A 17,303-nucleotide genomic window follows, 5' to 3' on the forward strand; every position below is an offset into this window, starting at 1 on the left:
TATAAAAGTATTCATGAGGGGACAATTTAGTCCTCTTTTTTATTTCTAAATGTTATGTTGAAGAGTAAAGTCGAAGCCCTTTTAAAAGATGCCCTAGAGGAAGATGGGTCTTTATTTTTAATAGATTTTTCGATGTCTGCAGACAATACCATTAAAGTGGTTTTGGATGGGGATGAAGGCGTAACCGTGCAGGACTGTATGAAAATTAGTCGTGCCATAGAGCATAATATAGACCGTGATGAACATGATTTTTCGTTAGAGGTCGCTTCTGCTGGGGCGGCATCGCCGTTGGTAATGCCAAGACAGTACAATAAAAATGTGGGAAGAAAGCTTGCCGTACGAACGGAGGCGGAAACCTATGAGGGAAATTTAACCGAAACTACCCATGATGGTATTGTTCTTGAATGGAAAGCACGGGAACCCAAACCCATTGGAAAAGGGAAAGTTACAGTTCAGAAGAAGGAGCTAATCAATTTTTCTGATATAAAAGAAGCAAAAGTCATTTTAAAATTTTAAAGGTAATAGTAGCATAATGGAAAATATTGCACTGATTGAGTCTTTTTCGGAATTTAAAGACGACAAATTTATAGATAGGGTAACCCTAATGGCCATTTTGGAAGATGTATTCCGTAGTGCGCTTAAGAAGAAATTTGGTTCCGATGATAATTTTGATATTATTATCAACCCGGATAAAGGCGATTTGGAAATCTGGAGAAATCGTATAGTTGTTGAAGATGGTGAGGTTGAGGAACCAAATGAAGAGATATCACTTTCGGAAGCGCGTAAAATTGAGCCGGATTTTGAAGTTGGTGAAGATGTTTCGGAAGAGGTAAAGCTTATAGATTTAGGTAGAAGGGCCATCTTGGCGCTTCGTCAAAACTTGATTTCAAAAATTCACGAGCACGACAATACAACCATTTACAAGCACTTTAAAGATCTTGAGGGTGAAATTTACACCGCAGAGGTGCACCACATTCGTCACAAGGCAATTATTTTGTTGGACGATGAAGGTAATGAGATTATTTTGCCAAAAGATAGACAGATACCATCTGACTTCTTTAGAAAAGGAGATAATGTTCGTGGGGTAATAGAAAGTGTGGAGCTAAAAGGTAGTAAGCCTACTATTATTATGTCTAGAAGCTCCCCTAAATTCTTGGAACAATTGTTTTTCCAAGAAATTCCGGAAGTTTACGATGGTCTAATTACCATTAAAAAGGCGGTTCGTATTCCTGGTGAGAAAGCAAAGGTTGCTGTAGATTCTTATGATGATCGTATTGATCCGGTTGGTGCCTGTGTAGGTATGAAAGGGTCAAGAATTCACGGTATAGTTCGTGAGTTGGGCAATGAAAACATTGATGTTATCAATTGGACGGCTAACCCACAATTAATGGTGACGAGAGCATTGAGTCCGGCTAGAGTTTCTTCTGTGAAGTTAGATGATGAGAAGATGACGGCGCAGGTTTACTTAAGACCGGAAGAAGTTTCTAAGGCAATTGGTCGTGGCGGACATAATATTCGTTTGGCCGGGCAATTAACTGGTTATGAGATTGATGTGTTTAGAGAAGGTGTTGAGGAAGATGTTGAGTTAACAGAGTTTACAGATGAGATTGATGCTTGGATTATAGAAGAATTCAAGAAAATAGGATTGGATACAGCTCGTAGTATTTTAGAGCAAGATGTAGCCGATTTGGTGAAACGTACGGACTTGGAAGAGGAAACTATTTCCGAAGTTGTGCGTATTCTTAAAGAAGAATTGGAAGATTAGCTATGAACTCGTCATGGGTTTTAATACTTTAGCGGAAAATACTGCTAATGTGTTGGAATGTAAAACCCTTTTGAGTTCTGTATATTAGCAAGGATTAAAGAGAATTAGGAGAAAGTATTTATGGCAGACATTGCAAAAATTAGGCTTAACAAGGTCCTCAAAGAGTTTAATATTTCTTTGGATAGGGCGGTTGATTTCCTTGCCTCTAAAGGGCATGAGATTGATGCGCGACCTACTACAAAGATTTCCGATGAGGTTTATGAAGTGCTTCAAGGAGAATTTCAGACCGATAAAAGCAAAAAAGTCGCCTCTAAAGAAGTAGGCGAAGAAAAGCGTAAGGAAAAAGAGGCTTTGCGATTGCAGTTGGAGCAAGAGCAAGAGGAACGACGTTTAGCTAGAGAAAAGCGTGCAGCTGCGGCAGAAGAAAAAACTTTGACAGGTAAAGTTGAGCTTCAGGGTCCCAAAACTGTTGGTAAAATAGACTTGGATGCCGGTAAGAAGCCTAAAGAAACTCCTGCTCCTGTAGAGGAAAAAGAAGAAAAGGTTGAAAAAGAGGTTGTTGCTGAGGTTGAAAAACCAAAAGAAGTAGAGCAGGCTAAAAAGGTGGAAGAAAAGAAGCCTAAGGTTGAAGAGAAACCAACAAGGACCATACTTCAGAAACCTAAAATTGTTGGTAAGCTTGAGGAAAAGAAACCGGAAGCACTAAAAGAACCTAAAGCTAAGGTAGAAGAAAAAGCTCCTGAAAAAGTAGAAGAGACCAAAGCGGAGGCTGATTCTGAGAATTCAGAGGAGAAAAAAGACGATGGTGTCTTAACTACAAAGTATAAGAAGCTTACCGGTCCAAAGATTACGGCTAAAATTGATCTTTCTCAGTTCAACAAGCCTAAGAAGAAAAAAGAGGAGCCTAAAACAGGTGATGCTGCCGGTGATCGTAAAAAACGCAGAAGACGTATAGTTAGTAGTCCTGGTAGTGGCGGCGGTAATAAGAGCAATGCTCCAAGACAACGCGGTACAGGTCCAGCGGCTAGAAAAGGCGGCGGTGGAAATCCAAGATACGGTGCTCCTAAAGTTGAGCCTACTGAAGAAGATGTACAAAAACAGATTAGAGAGACCTTGGAGAAATTACAAGGAAAATCTAAGAAAGGAAAAGGTGCTAAATATAGAAGGGATAAGAGGGATCAACACCGTCAACAAACGGAGAAAGACCTTGAGCAGCAAGAATTAGAGAGCAAAGTATTGAAGGTTACGGAGTTTGTAACCGTAGGTGAAGTTGCTACCATGATGGGTGTAGGTACTACTGAAATTATTTCGGCTTGTATGTCACTTGGTATTATGGTTACAATGAACCAACGTCTTGATGCTGAAACCTTGTCTATTGTTGCAGATGAGTTTGGTTACGAAGTTGAATTCGTTACTGCTGATCTGGAAGAATCAATAGAAGTTGAGGCAGATGCTCCTGAAGATTTAGAACCGAGAGCTCCTATTGTTACCGTAATGGGGCATGTGGATCACGGTAAAACATCTTTGTTGGATTATGTTAGACAAGCTAATGTAATTGCAGGTGAAAGTGGTGGTATTACACAGCATATTGGTGCGTATGGTGTAACCTTGGAAGGTGGTCAGAAAATCACTTTCTTGGATACACCGGGTCACGAAGCCTTTACCGCGATGAGAGCAAGGGGTGCGCAAGTAACGGATATTGCAGTTATTGTTATTGCTGCGGATGATGCTATTATGCCTCAAACAAAAGAAGCAATAAGTCACGCTCAAGCAGCTGGAGTACCAATTGTTTTTGCTATAAATAAAGTGGATAGGCCAACCGCAAACCCTGAGAAAATTAAGGATGGGTTGGCTCAAATGAATTTATTGGTCGAAGATTGGGGCGGTAAGATACAGTCTCATGATATTTCGGCCAAGACAGGTCAAGGTGTAAAGGAATTGCTTGAAAAAGTATTGCTTGAAGCCGAATTGTTAGAGCTTAAGGCTAATCCTAATAAGATGGCCAATGGTACTGTAGTAGAAGCCTTTTTGGATAAGGGACGTGGTTACGTTTCTACCATATTAGTACAAGGTGGAACCCTTAAAATTGGGGATTATGTATTGGCAGGTACCAATAGTGGTAAGGTTAAGGCTATGCAGGATGAACGTGGAAAAATTGTTCAAAAAGCTGGTCCGGCCACGCCAATTTCTATTCTAGGTTTGGATGGAGCGCCACAAGCAGGTGATAAATTCCATGTATTGGAAGATGAAAGAGAGGCTAAGCAGATTGCTACTAAGCGTTCGCAATTGCAGCGTGAGCAGTCTGTTAGAACACAGCGTCACATTACGTTGGATGAAATCGGAAGACGTATTGCTTTGGGTGACTTTAAGGAACTTAACATTATCTTGAAGGGTGATGTTGATGGTTCTGTGGAGGCCTTAACGGATTCGTTCCAAAAATTGTCTACTGAGGAAATTCAAGTGAATATTATACACAAAGGAGTTGGCGCTATTACCGAATCCGATGTGTTGTTAGCTTCGGCATCCGATGCTATTATTATTGGTTTTAACGTAAGGCCAATGGGTAATGCAAGAGATGTTGCGGAGAAGGAAGAAATTGATATTAGAATGTACTCTATTATCTATGATGCGATCAATGATCTTAAGGATGCTATGGAGGGTATGCTTTCTCCTGAAATCAAAGAAGAGATTACGGGTACCGCAGAGATTAGAGAGACCTTTAAGATATCTAAAGTTGGTACGATTGCCGGTTGTATGGTAACCAATGGTAAGATTTTCCGTAATGCAGGTATACGTCTTATACGAGATGGTGTAGTTGTTTATACAGGAGAGTTGACATCCTTAAAACGTTTCAAAGATGATGTTAAGGAAGTGGCCAAAGGGTATGATTGTGGTCTGCAGCTCAAGAACTATAATGATATAGTTGAAGGGGATATTGTAGAGGCTTTCAAAGAGGTAGAGGTTAAGAAGAAATTAAAATCTAAATAGACCTCTTGAGAATATACATATCACTGTTAAATGAGACAGTATAGAGCAAAAAAAATCGACCTTAACGGGTCGATTTTTTTGGTTTTAATAACATGGCGTCCGGATATTTCTGTCGGACTTCTTTAAACTTTCGTTCGGCGTCTAGCTTGTTCTGGAATCTTCCTACCCTTACTCGGTATGTAGGTGAATCAAAGTCTATTTTTGAGGGTAGGTCCGGGAAATCTTGCTCAACGTTAGCTTGAATACTTTGAGCCTTATTATAGGAGCCGAAGCCTACTTGAATGCGGTAATATTCCGAACTTTCGTTGGAGGTTTTATATATTTCTATTAAATCAGTGATTTTTTGTTCTTGTTCAATGTTAATTTGGCCCTGTTGGGCATATCCAAATGTTAAAGACGCAAGGGAGAAACTGAGTGCAAAAATTGTCTTCATTGTAGTGAAATAATTGGGTTTTAATAATTTATACAAAAGTAGCGTATTCCTCGGCATTGTAAAGGATGACATATTATTTAGAATAGATATAAATTAGGAATTATCAATCCGTTAACATTTTCAAAATAAAGTCTATTACGTATTTTTGCCTTCGATTTTAGCACTGATAAGAATAACACAAGTTTTCTATAAATGAAATTATCGTGCCAAGATGTCGATAGAAATAAGATTCATATGAAAAAGGTTCCGTACCGCCATTCGATTTCTAAGGTTTTAGGTTTAACTCTATTTGTTTTCCTTTTATTTTCCGTTTCTATATCTGCTCAAGATGGTGGAAGTGAAGATGGGGCTTCTTCCGAAGCTGCTGCATCTGGTGATACTGCGGGAGATCCGGCTAAAGGTAAAGCGTTGTTCAATCAGAATTGTGCAGCTTGCCACTCTTTAAATCGTAAAATGACAGGTCCAGCTCTGGCTAATGTAGAGACTAGATTGTCAGATGACGAAGGTTTAAGTCGTGATTGGTTGTATCAATGGATTAAGAATAGTCCTGGGCTTATCGCTTCAGGTGATTCTTATGCTAATAAGATTTATGCTGAGTACAATCAGGCGGCAATGACTCCGTTTCCAACCTTGTCTAACGAGGATATTGATAATATTTTGGCTTATACGGCCGCTCCTCCAAAAACCGCTGCTCCTGCGGCTGCGGCTGGTGGTGAAGCTGCTGGTGGCTCTGGTGGTGCTTCCGATGGAATTTCAAATGAAATAGTTCTAGGTGCTTTGGCGCTCGTCTTTGGTCTTTTGGTGGTGATGTTGTTCTTGGTGAACAAAACATTGAGAAGAATAGCCGAAGCTAATGGGGTTGTTTTGGAAAATGAAGCATCCGAGAAGAGATTGCCACTTTGGAAAGCGTTTGCTAAAAACCAATTTTTGGTATTGGTTTCAGTTATTTTTCTTTTGTTGGGTAGTGCGTATTTTGCTTACGGATGGATGATGCAGGTAGGTGTTGATCAAGGGTATCAGCCAATTCAGCCAATACATTACTCACACCGTATCCATGCTGGGGATAATAAAATTGAATGTAAGTATTGTCACTCGTCTGCACGTGTTTCTAAGACTTCGGGAATTCCCTCCTTGAACGTGTGTATGAACTGTCATAAATCAATTTACCAAGTTGCTGATGAAACTTTGGAAGAAGGTAAGCGTGAGTATGGTGTTGATTATAACAAAGAAATCAAAAAGCTTTATGCCGCTGTAGGTTGGGATGAGGAAAATCAGAAATATACTGGTGAGAGTCAGCCTGTAGAATGGGTGCGTATTCATAATTTGCCTGATTTTGCATACTTCAATCACTCTCAGCACGTAAGTGTTGCGGGTATTGAGTGTCAGCAATGTCACGGTCCTGTTGAGGAAATGGAGATTATGTATCAATTCTCGCCTCTAACAATGGGATGGTGTGTTAACTGTCATAGAGAAACTGAAATTAAGGTAGAAGGTAATGCTTACTACGAAAAAATTCATACCGAGCTTTCCAAGAAATATGGTGTTGAAAAGTTGACGGCTGCGCAAATGGGCGGGCTGGAATGTGGAAAGTGTCATTATTAATCGAATCTAGAAAGTAGCTAATTACATAGAAAGTATGGCATCAAACAAAAAATATTGGAAGAACGAGGCGGAATTAAATCCGAACGATTCCATTGTTGAGACGCTAAGACAGAACGAGTTTGTTGAGCAAATTCCAGTAGATGATTTTTTGGGAGATAAGGAAAGTCTATCTGCTACATCTACAAATAGAAGGGATTTTCTTAAGTACGTTGGTTTTAGTACCGCAGCGGCTTCATTGGCTGCTTGTGAAGGACCTGTGCATAAATCTATTCCTTATGTTGTTCAGCCAGAAAATATTGTTCCAGGCGTTGCTAATTATTATGCTACAACTATAGCGAACGGTTTTGACTTTGCAAGTATCCTTATTAAAACAAGGGAAGGTCGTCCTATTAAGGTTGAAAATAATAAAGATGCCAAGGTTGCCGGATCTGCCAATGCAAGAGTTCAGGCATCTGTACTTTCTTTATATGATAGTACACGCTTACAGGGGCCAATGGCAAATGGAGAGCCTACTGAGTGGTCTGTTTTGGATGCTGCTGTAAAAGCAAAATTAGGAAGCCTTAAAGGTTCTGGTCAGCAAATCGCATTGTTGACACAAACATATGCTAGCCCCTCTACGGATAGATTGATCGGTGAATTAAAAGCTGAGTATGGTAATGTAAACCATGTGGTTTATGATGCTATTGCCGAAGATGCCGCAGCTAGTGCTTATGAAGCTAAATACGGTGAGCGTGCTTTGGCGGATTATGATTTTGAAAAGGCAGACCTTATAGTTTCTTTTGGGGCGGATTTCTTAGGAGATTGGCAAGGAGGAAGCTATGATGGGGGGTATGCAAAAGGTAGAGTACCTAAAAATGGTAAGATGTCGCGTCATGTACAGTTTGAGGCAAACATGACCTTGAGTGGTGCCAATGCGGATAAGCGTGTGCCCTTAACGCCAATGCAACAGAAAATAGCTTTGGCTCAGTTGTATGCTAAGTTGAACGGTACAAGTGTTGGTGGTGAGCTTTCTGAAAATGTTCAGAAGACCATAGATGGTGTGGCTGCTCATATAAGAAAGAATAAAAGTAAGGCCGTAGTAGTTACGGGTCTTGATGATATACATGCTCAAACGGTTGTTCTTGCAATTAATGAAATGTTGGGTAGTAAGGCTTTTGATCCTGCTTCTCCTCGTTATGTAAGACAAGGAAATGTTAAGGCAGTGCAGAAGTTGATTGCGGATATGAAGGCGGGCAAAGTTGGCGCGTTGATCGTAGACGGTGTTAACCCTATGTATACGCTTCCTAATGCGGCTGACTTTAAAGAAGGTGTTGAGAAAGTTGGTCTTTCTGTTGTGTTCTCCAATAATTGGAATGAAACTACAGAAGTAGCGCAGTATACTGCAGCAGCTAATCATTTCTTGGAGTCTTGGGGAGATACCCAAATCAAGAAAGGGCAATACAGTTTGATGCAACCTACCATTAAAGAACTTTTTGATACAAGACAGTTTCAGACTGCATTGTTAAAGTGGTTAGGTAGTGATAAAACATATTACGAATATGTAAAGGAAACCTGGTCTCAGTCAATATTGGCTGGAAATGATTGGAATAAAGCATTGCATGATGGTGTTTATTCTGCGGCAGGTATGACTTTAAGCTCTGATGCGGATCCAGAAAATGCGGTTTCCGAAGAAGAAGATAAAGAAACGGCAAGTGCCGATGTAATTGAGGAAGTGACTGCTCAGGCAGGTATTCCTATTGCTACGGCTATTAATAGTTTGGTAAATGCTACCAGCGGAGGCGGTGTTGAGCTTACTCTTTACTCTAAAACGGGTATGGGTGCAGGTCAGCAGGCTAACAACCCGTGGTTGCAGGAGTTTCCTGATCCAATTACTAGAGTTTCTTGGGATAACTATGTTACCGTTTCCAAGGCAGATGCTGAGCGTTTAGGTTTTGTAAACGAGCACGTTGCCAATGGAGGTTTGGACGGTAGTTATGCCAACGTTACCGTAAATGGAGTTGTGCTAAATAATGTTCCGGTAATTATTCAGCCGGGTCAAGCTATTGGTTCTATTGGTCTTTCATTAGGATATGGAAGAAAAGTAGGAATGAAATCTGAGATGCAGACAGGTGTTAATGCTTATCCGTTGTATCAGAATTTCACCAATGTTCAGGCAGCTACTATTGAGAAAGCTTCGGGAATGCATGAGTTTGCATGTATTCAGTTGCATAAGACCTTAATGGGTAGAGGTGATATCATTAAGGAGACTACCTTGGAGATATTCAATACAAAGGATCACGCTGAGTGGAACGAAGTTCCGGTGGTTTCTTTGGATCACCAAGAGGTTCCGGCTACATCTGTTGATTTGTGGGATAGTTTTGATCGTACTATAGGCCATCACTTTAATATGTCTATAGATTTAAATGCGTGTACCGGTTGTGGTGCATGTGTTATTGCTTGTCATGCAGAGAACAATGTTCCTGTAGTAGGTAAGGAAGAAGTTAGAAAGAGTAGGGATATGCACTGGTTGCGTATCGATAGATATTATTCTTCGGAAGATACTTTTGAGGGAGACAATATTAAGAAGGATGAGTTTGATGGTCTTTCAGGTGATAATGGTTCTTTAGGTGGTTTTGGTGAGTTGGAGCATCCAGCGGCTAATCCTCAAGTGGCATTCCAGCCTGTAATGTGTCAGCACTGTAACCACGCGCCATGTGAAACTGTTTGTCCGGTTGCGGCAACATCTCACAGTCGCCAAGGTCAAAACCATATGGCATATAACCGTTGTGTGGGTACTAGATATTGTGCAAACAACTGTCCGTACAAAGTTCGTAGATTCAACTGGTTCTTGTATAACAACAATGACGAGTTTGATTACCATATGAACAATGACTTGGGTAAAATGGTATTGAATCCTGATGTAAATGTTCGTTCAAGAGGGGTTATAGAAAAATGTTCTATGTGTATTCAGATGACTCAGAAGTCTATTTTGGATGCGAAAAGAGATGGTCGTCCTGTTAAAGATGAGGAATTTCAAACGGCGTGTTCATCTGCATGTAGCACAGGAGCTATAATCTTTGGTGATGTTAATGATAAGGAAAGTGAAGTTTCCAAATTGGCAGAAAGTAATCGTATGTACCATTTATTGGAGCATGTGGGAACTAAGCCAAATGTATTCTACCATGTTAAGGTTAGGAATACGAACGAAGCATAAAACCGTATTTAAGTAAACAACTATAATAGATTTATATGGCGTCGCATTACGAAGCACCTATACGAAAGCCCTTGGTTATTGGGGATAAAGGCTACCACGATGTAAGTGTGGATATAGCCGCTCCGGTTGAGGGTAGGGCCAATAAGCATTGGTGGATTGTGTTTTCCATTGCCTTAGTGGCATTTCTTTGGGGTGTTGGTTGTATTATTTATACAGTCTCTACCGGTATTGGAACATGGGGTTTGAACAAGACCGTTAACTGGGCTTGGGATATTACCAACTTTGTTTGGTGGGTAGGTATTGGTCACGCTGGTACTTTGATATCTGCCGTACTTTTGCTTTTCCGTCAGAAATGGAGAATGGCTATTAACCGTTCTGCGGAGGCTATGACAATATTCTCTGTTGTTCAGGCGGGTCTTTTCCCTATTATTCACATGGGTCGTCCTTGGTTGGCATACTGGGTATTGCCAATTCCTAACCAATTTGGTTCGTTATGGGTAAACTTTAACTCACCGCTACTTTGGGATGTATTTGCGATATCTACATACCTTTCAGTTTCTTTGGTATTCTGGTGGACGGGTCTACTTCCTGATTTTGCGATGTTACGTGACAGGGCAATCCTTCCTTTTCAAAAGAAAATATATAGTCTGTTAAGTTTTGGTTGGAGTGGTCGTGCTAAAGATTGGCAACGTTTTGAAGAAGTGTCGTTGGTTTTGGCAGGTTTGGCTACACCACTTGTACTTTCTGTACATACCATTGTATCTTTTGACTTTGCTACATCGGTAATACCAGGTTGGCATACAACCATCTTCCCTCCATACTTTGTGGCTGGAGCAATTTTCTCTGGTTTTGCAATGGTGAATACACTTTTGATTATCATGCGTAAAGTGTGTCACTTGGAAGATTATATCACTGTTCAGCATATTGAGTTAATGAACATTGTTATTATGTTAACCGGTTCTATTGTAGGTTGTGCATATATTACAGAGCTTTTCATGGCTTGGTATTCAGGTGTTGAATACGAACAATACGCTTTCTTGAACAGAGCTACTGGACCTTACTGGTGGGCTTACTGGTCAATGATGACTTGTAATGTGTTCTCTCCTCAGTTCATGTGGTTCAAAAAATTGAGAACTAGTATTATGTTTTCTTTCGCTATATCTATTGTAGTGAACATAGGAATGTGGTTTGAGCGTTTCGTAATTATCGTAACATCGTTGCACAGAGATTACCTTCCATCTTCATGGACTATGTTCTCGCCAACATTTGTAGATATCGGAATCTTTGTAGGTACCATTGGATTCTTCTTCGTGTTGTTCCTTCTTTACGCTAGAACATTCCCTGTAATCGCTCAAGCGGAGGTTAAATCTATCTTGAAGTCATCTGGAAGTAAGTATAAAAAACTAAGAGATGCGGGTCAGCCATTATATCAGATAACAAAATTGTCTGCTGCTGATACTAAAGAAGAAGTTATTACTGATGATGTGCTTATGGGAGAAGTTGCGCCGCAACAAGATACCAGTGAGAGTGTTTCTGAGCTTTTGAGTACTATTGGTAAGTTTGATGCAACAAAAGAGACTGCTGATGACCTTAAACAAATTAAAGGTGTAGGTCCTCAAATGGAAGCAACACTTAATGAAATTGGAATATTCACTTTTGCCCAAGTGGGTAGAATGACCAATAGGGAGTATGATTTGTTGGATTCAATAACAGAATCTTTCCCAGGTAGAGCGCAAAGAGACGATTGGGCCGGTCAGGCAAGATTATTAAATAATAAGAAACAATAGCTATGGCATCTAAAGCGATACATGCATATTATGATGATGATGACGTGCTAATGCTTGCCGTTAAGAAGGTAAAGGCAGCCAAGCATCACATCGAAGAAGTATATTGTCCATTTCCTGTTCATGGCTTAGACAAGGCTATGGGGTTGGCTCCAACACGTATTGCCATTACGTCGTTTATTTACGGCTGTATAGGTCTTAGTGTAGCTACGCTTATGATGAACTACATCATGATCGAGGATTGGCCTCAGGATATTGGTGGGAAGCCTAGTTTTAGTTATATAGAGAACATGCCGGCATTTGTGCCTATTATGTTTGAGTTAACTGTATTTTTTGCGGCTCACTTAATGGTTATAACTTTTTATATGAGAAGCCGTTTATGGCCTTTCAAAAAAGCGGAAAATCCAGATGTACGTACTACGGATGATCATTTCTTAATGGAGATAGATATTCATGGTAACGAAAAAGAGTTAAAAGATCTGTTGTTGGATACAGGGGCAGTGGAGATAAACATAGTTGAAAAAACCAGTCATTAAATATGAACAGTTTTAGCAAAATAGGAATCGTTTTTGGGTTGCTACTGTGTGTTACGGCTTGTGCCGATAAGAACAGTCCCAACTATCAATATATGCCTAATATGTACGAGCCAGTAGGTTACGAGGCGTATGGTGAGGTAGATTTTCTTCCTAATCGTCAGGAGGCAATGGTTCCACCGGCAAATACTATTTCTCGTGGCTGGATTCCTTACGGATATGAAAATACACCGGAAGGTAAAGAGTTGGCAAGAGTTCAAAAAAGTCCATTGGATTCAGTGAAGATTGAAGAGGATTTGGCTGCAGGTGGTCAATTATATACCATTTATTGTGCTATTTGCCATGGTGATAAAGGTGATGGTCAAGGTACGCTTGTAAAAAGAGAAAAGATTTTGGGTGTTCCAACATATGCGGATGAAGCTCGAAACATTACAGTAGGTACAGCTTACCATACCATTCATTACGGATTGAACTCTATGGGTTCTTATGCATCTCAGATGAATACAAAAGAGATGTGGCAAGTTTCGGAGTACGTGATGAAATTGAAACAAGACTTAACGAAATAATACTTAGAAAAGGGATATGTATACGTTTTCAAACAAATTAAAGATCGGTTCCTTTATTTTAATGGCTCTTGGGATACTTGGTATTGCTATCGGATTTATATCGGCACCAAGTACTGTAGAAGAGGCAAAAGCTATAGTGGCCAGTCATGGTGATGGACATGGAGATGCCCATGGTGCGGTAGAAGCACATGGCGCTGTTGCAGAAGGACACGGTGATGCTGTTGAGGCTCACGGTGAGGAACATGATTCTTCTCACGACGAACACCTTTTACATCAATTACAGAATAAGCCATGGGCCGCTTTATATGTAGCCGCATTCTTTTTCTTTATGATTGCTTTGGGGGTTTTGGCTTTCTATGCAATACAACGTGCAGCGCAGGCCGGTTGGTCTCCGTTACTTTTTAGGGTTATGGAAGGTATTACGGCATATATAGTTCCTGGTGGAATTATCGTTTTTGTAATACTGGTTCTGTCGGTTTTGCACATGAACCACTTGTTTGTGTGGATGGATGCCGATGTAGTTGCCCATGATCAACTTTTACAAGGTAAGGCCGGTTATTTAAATCCTACTTTCTTCTTAATACGTGCCGCTATATTTTTGGCGGGTTGGATTTTTTACAGAGAGTATTCTAGAAAACTTTCACTAAGACAGGATGAGTCTAACGACAATGCCAATTTTAAGTTGAACTTTAAATGGTCTGCGGCATTCTTGGTATTTTACTTAGTATCGGAATCTATCATGTCTTGGGATTGGATTATGAGTGTTGATCCGCACTGGTTCAGTACTTTGTTCGGATGGTATGTTTTTGCTAGTATGTTCGTATCAGGTATTACCGTAATAGCTATGGTAACCGTGTACCTTAAGTCTAGAGGTTATTTGCCAGATGTGAACAATAGTCATATACATGATTTAGCTAAGTTTATGTTCGGTATTAGTATATTCTGGACATACCTATGGTTCTCTCAATTTATGCTTATATGGTACTCTAACATACCAGAAGAGGTTACATACTACGTAACGCGTATTGCAGATTATAGATTACCATTTTTTGGAATGATAGTAATGAACTTTTTGTTCCCTGTGTTGCTTCTTATGAATAGCGATTTCAAACGTATGAACTGGTTTGTGGTTCTTACAGGTATCGTTATTTTAGGTGGGCACTATATGGATATATTCAATATGATTATGCCATCAACTGTAGGTGATCAATGGTTTATAGGTATATCTGAAATTGGGGCTGTTCTTTTCTTTGCCGGCCTATTCATTTTCTGGGTGTTCCGTGCATTGTCAACTGCACCTTTACAGCCTAAACGTAACCCGTTTATTGAGGAGAGCAGACATTTTCATTATTAGTATTTTTAACGTATAATAGTAGAACATACGATGACTACATTATTGACTTTAGTGGTTTTAGCCTTGGTGGCAATTGCGATATGGCAGATGACGAAGATATTTGAATTGTCTCAGCTCAAAGCCGAAAATTCTCAAATAGCCAACGATTCGGATAACAAAACAAACGGATACCTTCTGTTCGCGTTTCTTATCTTTATTTACGGTATTACAATTTTTAGTTTCTGGAAATATTCTAAGTTTTTACTTCCGGAAGCTGCATCTGCTCACGGTGGGGAGTATGACTCTTTAATGTTGGTTTCCTTCATTATCATTTTCATTGTGCAGACCCTTACACAGGCTTTGTTACACTACTTTGGTTACAAGTATCGTGGTGTTGAAGGTAAAAAGGCCCTTTTCTTTGCGGACAGTGATCGTCTAGAGTTTATATGGACTATAATTCCTGTAATAGTACTTTCTGGACTTATCCTTTGGGGATTATACACTTGGACTACTATTATGGATGTTAATGACGAAGACGATCCATTAATTGTGGAGCTTTATGCACAACAATTTAGTTGGACGGCTAGATATGGTGGTGAGGATAACGTATTAGGTAAGGCTAACGTTAGAATGATTGATATCAATAAGGCCAACGTACTTGGTTTGGATGAGTCTGACAGCTACGCCGCAGATGATATCATCGTTAAAGAATTACACCTTCCTGTAGGTAGAAAGGTTAATTTTAAAATGCGTTCGCAAGATGTGCTTCATTCTGCATACATGCCGCATTTTAGGGCTCAAATGAACTGTGTTCCGGGTATGATTACTGAATTTTCTTTCACTCCAATTTATACTACGGAAGAAATGCGTCAGAATCCTGATGTGGCTGATAAAGTAAAACGTACAAACGAGATTAGATCGGAAAGAGCGGCTAATGGAGAGGAAAATTCCGATCCATGGGAGTTCGATTATATTTTACTTTGTAATAAGATATGTGGAAAGTCTCACTACAATATGCAAATGAAGATTATTGTTGAGACTCAAGAAGAGTATGATGCGTGGATAGCCGAGCAAAAAACCTTTGGGCAGAATGTAATGGGTCAAGCATCTACAGATGAATTCAAGAACATTGAAACTGCAACGGCTAGTCACTAATACGAGTTTTCGTAAGGTATAGTCTAGGAGCGCTTTAAAAGAAAATTAAAATTAAAGAATAACAAATATGTCTGTTACTGCAAATGCACAGTTAGATGACCATGCACATGACGATCATGAGCATCACCACAAGCAAACTTTTGTAACCAAATATATATTTAGTCAAGATCATAAAATGATCTCTAGACAGTATTTGATTACTGGTTTGATAATGGGAGCGCTAGGCATCGCAATGTCAATTATGTTCCGTATGCAATTGGCATGGCCAGGGGAATCCTTTGGTATCTTCGAGACCTTTTTAGGAAAATGGGCTCCAGATGGAGTTATGGATGCGGATGTTTATTTGGCATTGGTAACCATTCACGGTACGTTAATGGTATTCTTTGTTCTTACACAGGGTCTGAGTGGTACATTTAGTAACTTACTTATTCCGTTGCAAATTGGTGCAAGGGATATGGCTTCGGGCTTTTTGAACATGCTTTCGTATTGGTTGTTTTTCTTGTCTTCCATAATAATGATTTCCTCTTTATTCGTTGAAGCAGGACCGGCGGCTGCAGGGTGGACTATTTATCCTCCGCTAAGTGCATTGCCAATGGCTCAGCCTGGTTCGGGAATGGGTATGACATTGTGGTTGGTTTCTATGGCTATTTTCATTGCTTCATCTCTTATGGGATCGTTGAATTATGTAGTAACGGTAATCAACCTTCGTACAAAAGGAATGTCTATGACAAGATTGCCACTAACAATTTGGGCATTCTTTGTAACGGCCATTATCGGTATTATATCGTTCCCGGTACTATTATCTGCAGCTTTGTTGTTGATAATGGATAGAAGCTTTGGTACGTCATTCTTCTTGTCGGATATATTTATACAAGGTGAGGTATTACACTACCAAGGTGGTTCACCGGTATTATATGAGCACCTTTTCTGGTTCTTAGGTCACCCTGAGGTATATATTGTAATCTTACCTGCCATGGGTATTGTATCCGAAGTAATGGCGGTAAATGCTAGAAAACCTATTTTTGGTTATCGTGCAATGATTGCTTCAATTTTGGCGATTGCATTCTTGTCTACAATTGTATGGGGTCACCACATGTTTATTTCGGGTATGAATCCGTTCTTAGGTTCTGTATTTACATTTACAACGCTTTTGATCGCTATTCCATCTGCAGTAAAAGCCTTTAACTGGATTACGACACTTTGGAAAGGTAACTTACAGTTAAACCCTGCCATGTTGTTTTCAATAGGTATGGTGTCAACTTTCATAACAGGTGGTCTTACAGGTATTATCTTAGGGGATAGTACATTGGATATTAACGTACATGATACATATTTTGTTATTGCTCACTTCCACTTGGTAATGGGTATTTCTGCACTATACGGTATGTTCGCTGGTATTTATCACTGGTTCCCTACTATGTTTGAAGGAAAGATGATGAACAAGAACTTAGGTTATATCCACTTCTGGGTTACCGCAGTTGGTTCGTATGGTATTTTCTTCCCAATGCATTTTGTAGGTATGGCCGGTGTGCCAAGAAGATACTATGAGAATACCGCTTTCCCAATGTTTGATGAATTAACGGATATTCAAGTATTGATGACCGTGTTTGCAATTATCACCGCAGGTGTTCAACTTATATTTGTATTTAACTTTGTAAGAAGTATTTTCTACGGTAAAGTAGGTCCTAAGAACCCTTGGAAGGCAACAACCTTGGAATGGACTACACCACAGGAGCATATTCACGGTAACTGGCCAGGAGCCATTCCTGAAGTTCACCGTTGGGCTTATGATTACAGTAAGGTAGATGAAAACGGAGAGTACATTCTTCCAGGTCAGGATTTTGTTCCTCAGACCGTACCTTTACAAAAAGATGAAGAAGAGCTTCAACATTAAAATACTAGACTAACTCAAATTAAAATGCCCGACTTTTATAGTTGGGCATTTTTTTTG

12 protein-coding genes are annotated in these 17,303 nt (G+C 39.8%); 11 read left to right on the forward strand and 1 reads right to left on the reverse strand.

Annotation, left to right across the window (positions count from 1 at the left end):
• Positions 1-54: 54 nt before the first annotated feature.
• The 3 genes from rimP to infB all read left to right on the forward strand — a co-directional run bounded on the left by rimP (position 55) and on the right by infB (position 4,753).
• Positions 55-516, forward strand: coding sequence for a ribosome assembly cofactor RimP (gene rimP / locus Q4597_RS05535; protein ID WP_215438526.1), 462 nt, complete (start codon positions 55-57; stop codon positions 514-516).
• 16 nt (positions 517-532) lie between these two features.
• Positions 533-1,765 (forward strand): transcription termination factor NusA, encoded by a 1,233-nt coding sequence (gene nusA / locus Q4597_RS05540; RefSeq protein ID WP_215438525.1) that lies wholly within the window; start codon positions 533-535, stop codon positions 1,763-1,765.
• 120 nt (positions 1,766-1,885) lie between these two features.
• Entirely contained in the window at positions 1,886-4,753 is a 2,868-nt protein-coding gene (infB, locus tag Q4597_RS05545; protein WP_303405153.1) for a translation initiation factor IF-2, read from the forward strand.
• Between the two features lie 61 nt (positions 4,754-4,814).
• Here the strand turns inward: infB and Q4597_RS05550 are convergent, their stop codons facing one another.
• On the reverse strand, positions 4,815-5,186 hold the full coding sequence (locus tag Q4597_RS05550) for an SPOR domain-containing protein (RefSeq protein ID WP_303405154.1): 372 nt from the start codon (positions 5,184-5,186) through the stop codon (positions 4,815-4,817).
• A gap of 234 nt (positions 5,187-5,420) precedes the next feature.
• Here Q4597_RS05550 and Q4597_RS05555 point away from each other — a divergent pair, with 234 nt between their 5' ends.
• The 8 genes from Q4597_RS05555 (at position 5,421) to Q4597_RS05590 (ending at position 17,246) form a co-directional block, all read left to right on the forward strand.
• Entirely contained in the window at positions 5,421-6,788 is a 1,368-nt protein-coding gene (locus Q4597_RS05555) for a c-type cytochrome (RefSeq protein ID WP_215912975.1), read from the forward strand.
• A 34-nt stretch (positions 6,789-6,822) separates the two neighbouring features.
• Entirely contained in the window at positions 6,823-9,981 is a 3,159-nt protein-coding gene (locus tag Q4597_RS05560) for a TAT-variant-translocated molybdopterin oxidoreductase (RefSeq protein ID WP_303405155.1), read from the forward strand.
• A gap of 35 nt (positions 9,982-10,016) precedes the next feature.
• Positions 10,017-11,768 (forward strand): NrfD/PsrC family molybdoenzyme membrane anchor subunit, encoded by a 1,752-nt coding sequence (nrfD, locus tag Q4597_RS05565; protein WP_215912973.1) that lies wholly within the window; start codon positions 10,017-10,019, stop codon positions 11,766-11,768.
• Between the two features lie 2 nt (positions 11,769-11,770).
• Positions 11,771-12,301: a DUF3341 domain-containing protein gene (locus Q4597_RS05570; protein WP_215912972.1), complete on the forward strand. Its 531-nt coding sequence runs from the start codon at positions 11,771-11,773 to the stop codon at positions 12,299-12,301.
• A gap of 2 nt (positions 12,302-12,303) precedes the next feature.
• Entirely contained in the window at positions 12,304-12,864 is a 561-nt protein-coding gene (locus Q4597_RS05575; protein WP_289038797.1) for a cytochrome c, read from the forward strand.
• Positions 12,865-12,880: 16 nt separating this feature from the next.
• Positions 12,881-14,218 (forward strand): quinol:cytochrome C oxidoreductase, encoded by a 1,338-nt coding sequence (locus tag Q4597_RS05580; RefSeq protein ID WP_303405157.1) that lies wholly within the window; start codon positions 12,881-12,883, stop codon positions 14,216-14,218.
• 30 nt (positions 14,219-14,248) lie between these two features.
• Positions 14,249-15,352, forward strand: a complete 1,104-nt coding sequence (locus Q4597_RS05585) for a cytochrome c oxidase subunit II (RefSeq protein ID WP_215438517.1) — start codon at positions 14,249-14,251, stop codon at positions 15,350-15,352.
• A 67-nt stretch (positions 15,353-15,419) separates the two neighbouring features.
• Positions 15,420-17,246 carry a cbb3-type cytochrome c oxidase subunit I gene (locus Q4597_RS05590; RefSeq protein ID WP_215438516.1) on the forward strand — a complete coding sequence of 609 codons (1,827 nt, stop codon included), beginning with the start codon at positions 15,420-15,422 and terminating at the stop codon, positions 17,244-17,246.
• Positions 17,247-17,303 lie beyond the last annotated feature (57 nt).

Origin of the sequence: Zobellia sp. 1_MG-2023, from assembly GCF_030549125.1 — a bacterium.
GTDB lineage: Bacteria > Bacteroidota > Bacteroidia > Flavobacteriales > Flavobacteriaceae > Zobellia > Zobellia russellii.

Bases quoted from the DNA above. Each gene is read 5' to 3' on its own strand.
- infB (WP_303405153.1), top strand. From the start codon at position 1,886: ATGGCAGACATTGCAAAAATTAGGCTTAACAAGGTCCTCAAAGAGTTT.
- Q4597_RS05590 (WP_215438516.1), top strand. From the start codon at position 15,420: ATGTCTGTTACTGCAAATGCACAGTTAGATGACCATGCACATGACGAT.
- Q4597_RS05570 (WP_215912972.1), top strand. From the start codon at position 11,771: ATGGCATCTAAAGCGATACATGCATATTATGATGATGATGACGTGCTA.
- Q4597_RS05580 (WP_303405157.1), top strand. From the start codon at position 12,881: ATGTATACGTTTTCAAACAAATTAAAGATCGGTTCCTTTATTTTAATG.
- Q4597_RS05560 (WP_303405155.1), top strand. From the start codon at position 6,823: ATGGCATCAAACAAAAAATATTGGAAGAACGAGGCGGAATTAAATCCG.
- nrfD (WP_215912973.1), top strand. From the start codon at position 10,017: ATGGCGTCGCATTACGAAGCACCTATACGAAAGCCCTTGGTTATTGGG.
- Q4597_RS05575 (WP_289038797.1), top strand. From the start codon at position 12,304: ATGAACAGTTTTAGCAAAATAGGAATCGTTTTTGGGTTGCTACTGTGT.
- Q4597_RS05585 (WP_215438517.1), top strand. From the start codon at position 14,249: ATGACTACATTATTGACTTTAGTGGTTTTAGCCTTGGTGGCAATTGCG.
- nusA (WP_215438525.1), top strand. From the start codon at position 533: ATGGAAAATATTGCACTGATTGAGTCTTTTTCGGAATTTAAAGACGAC.
- Q4597_RS05555 (WP_215912975.1), top strand. From the start codon at position 5,421: ATGAAAAAGGTTCCGTACCGCCATTCGATTTCTAAGGTTTTAGGTTTA.
- Q4597_RS05550 (WP_303405154.1), bottom strand. From the start codon at position 5,186: ATGAAGACAATTTTTGCACTCAGTTTCTCCCTTGCGTCTTTAACATTT.
- rimP (WP_215438526.1), top strand. From the start codon at position 55: ATGTTGAAGAGTAAAGTCGAAGCCCTTTTAAAAGATGCCCTAGAGGAA.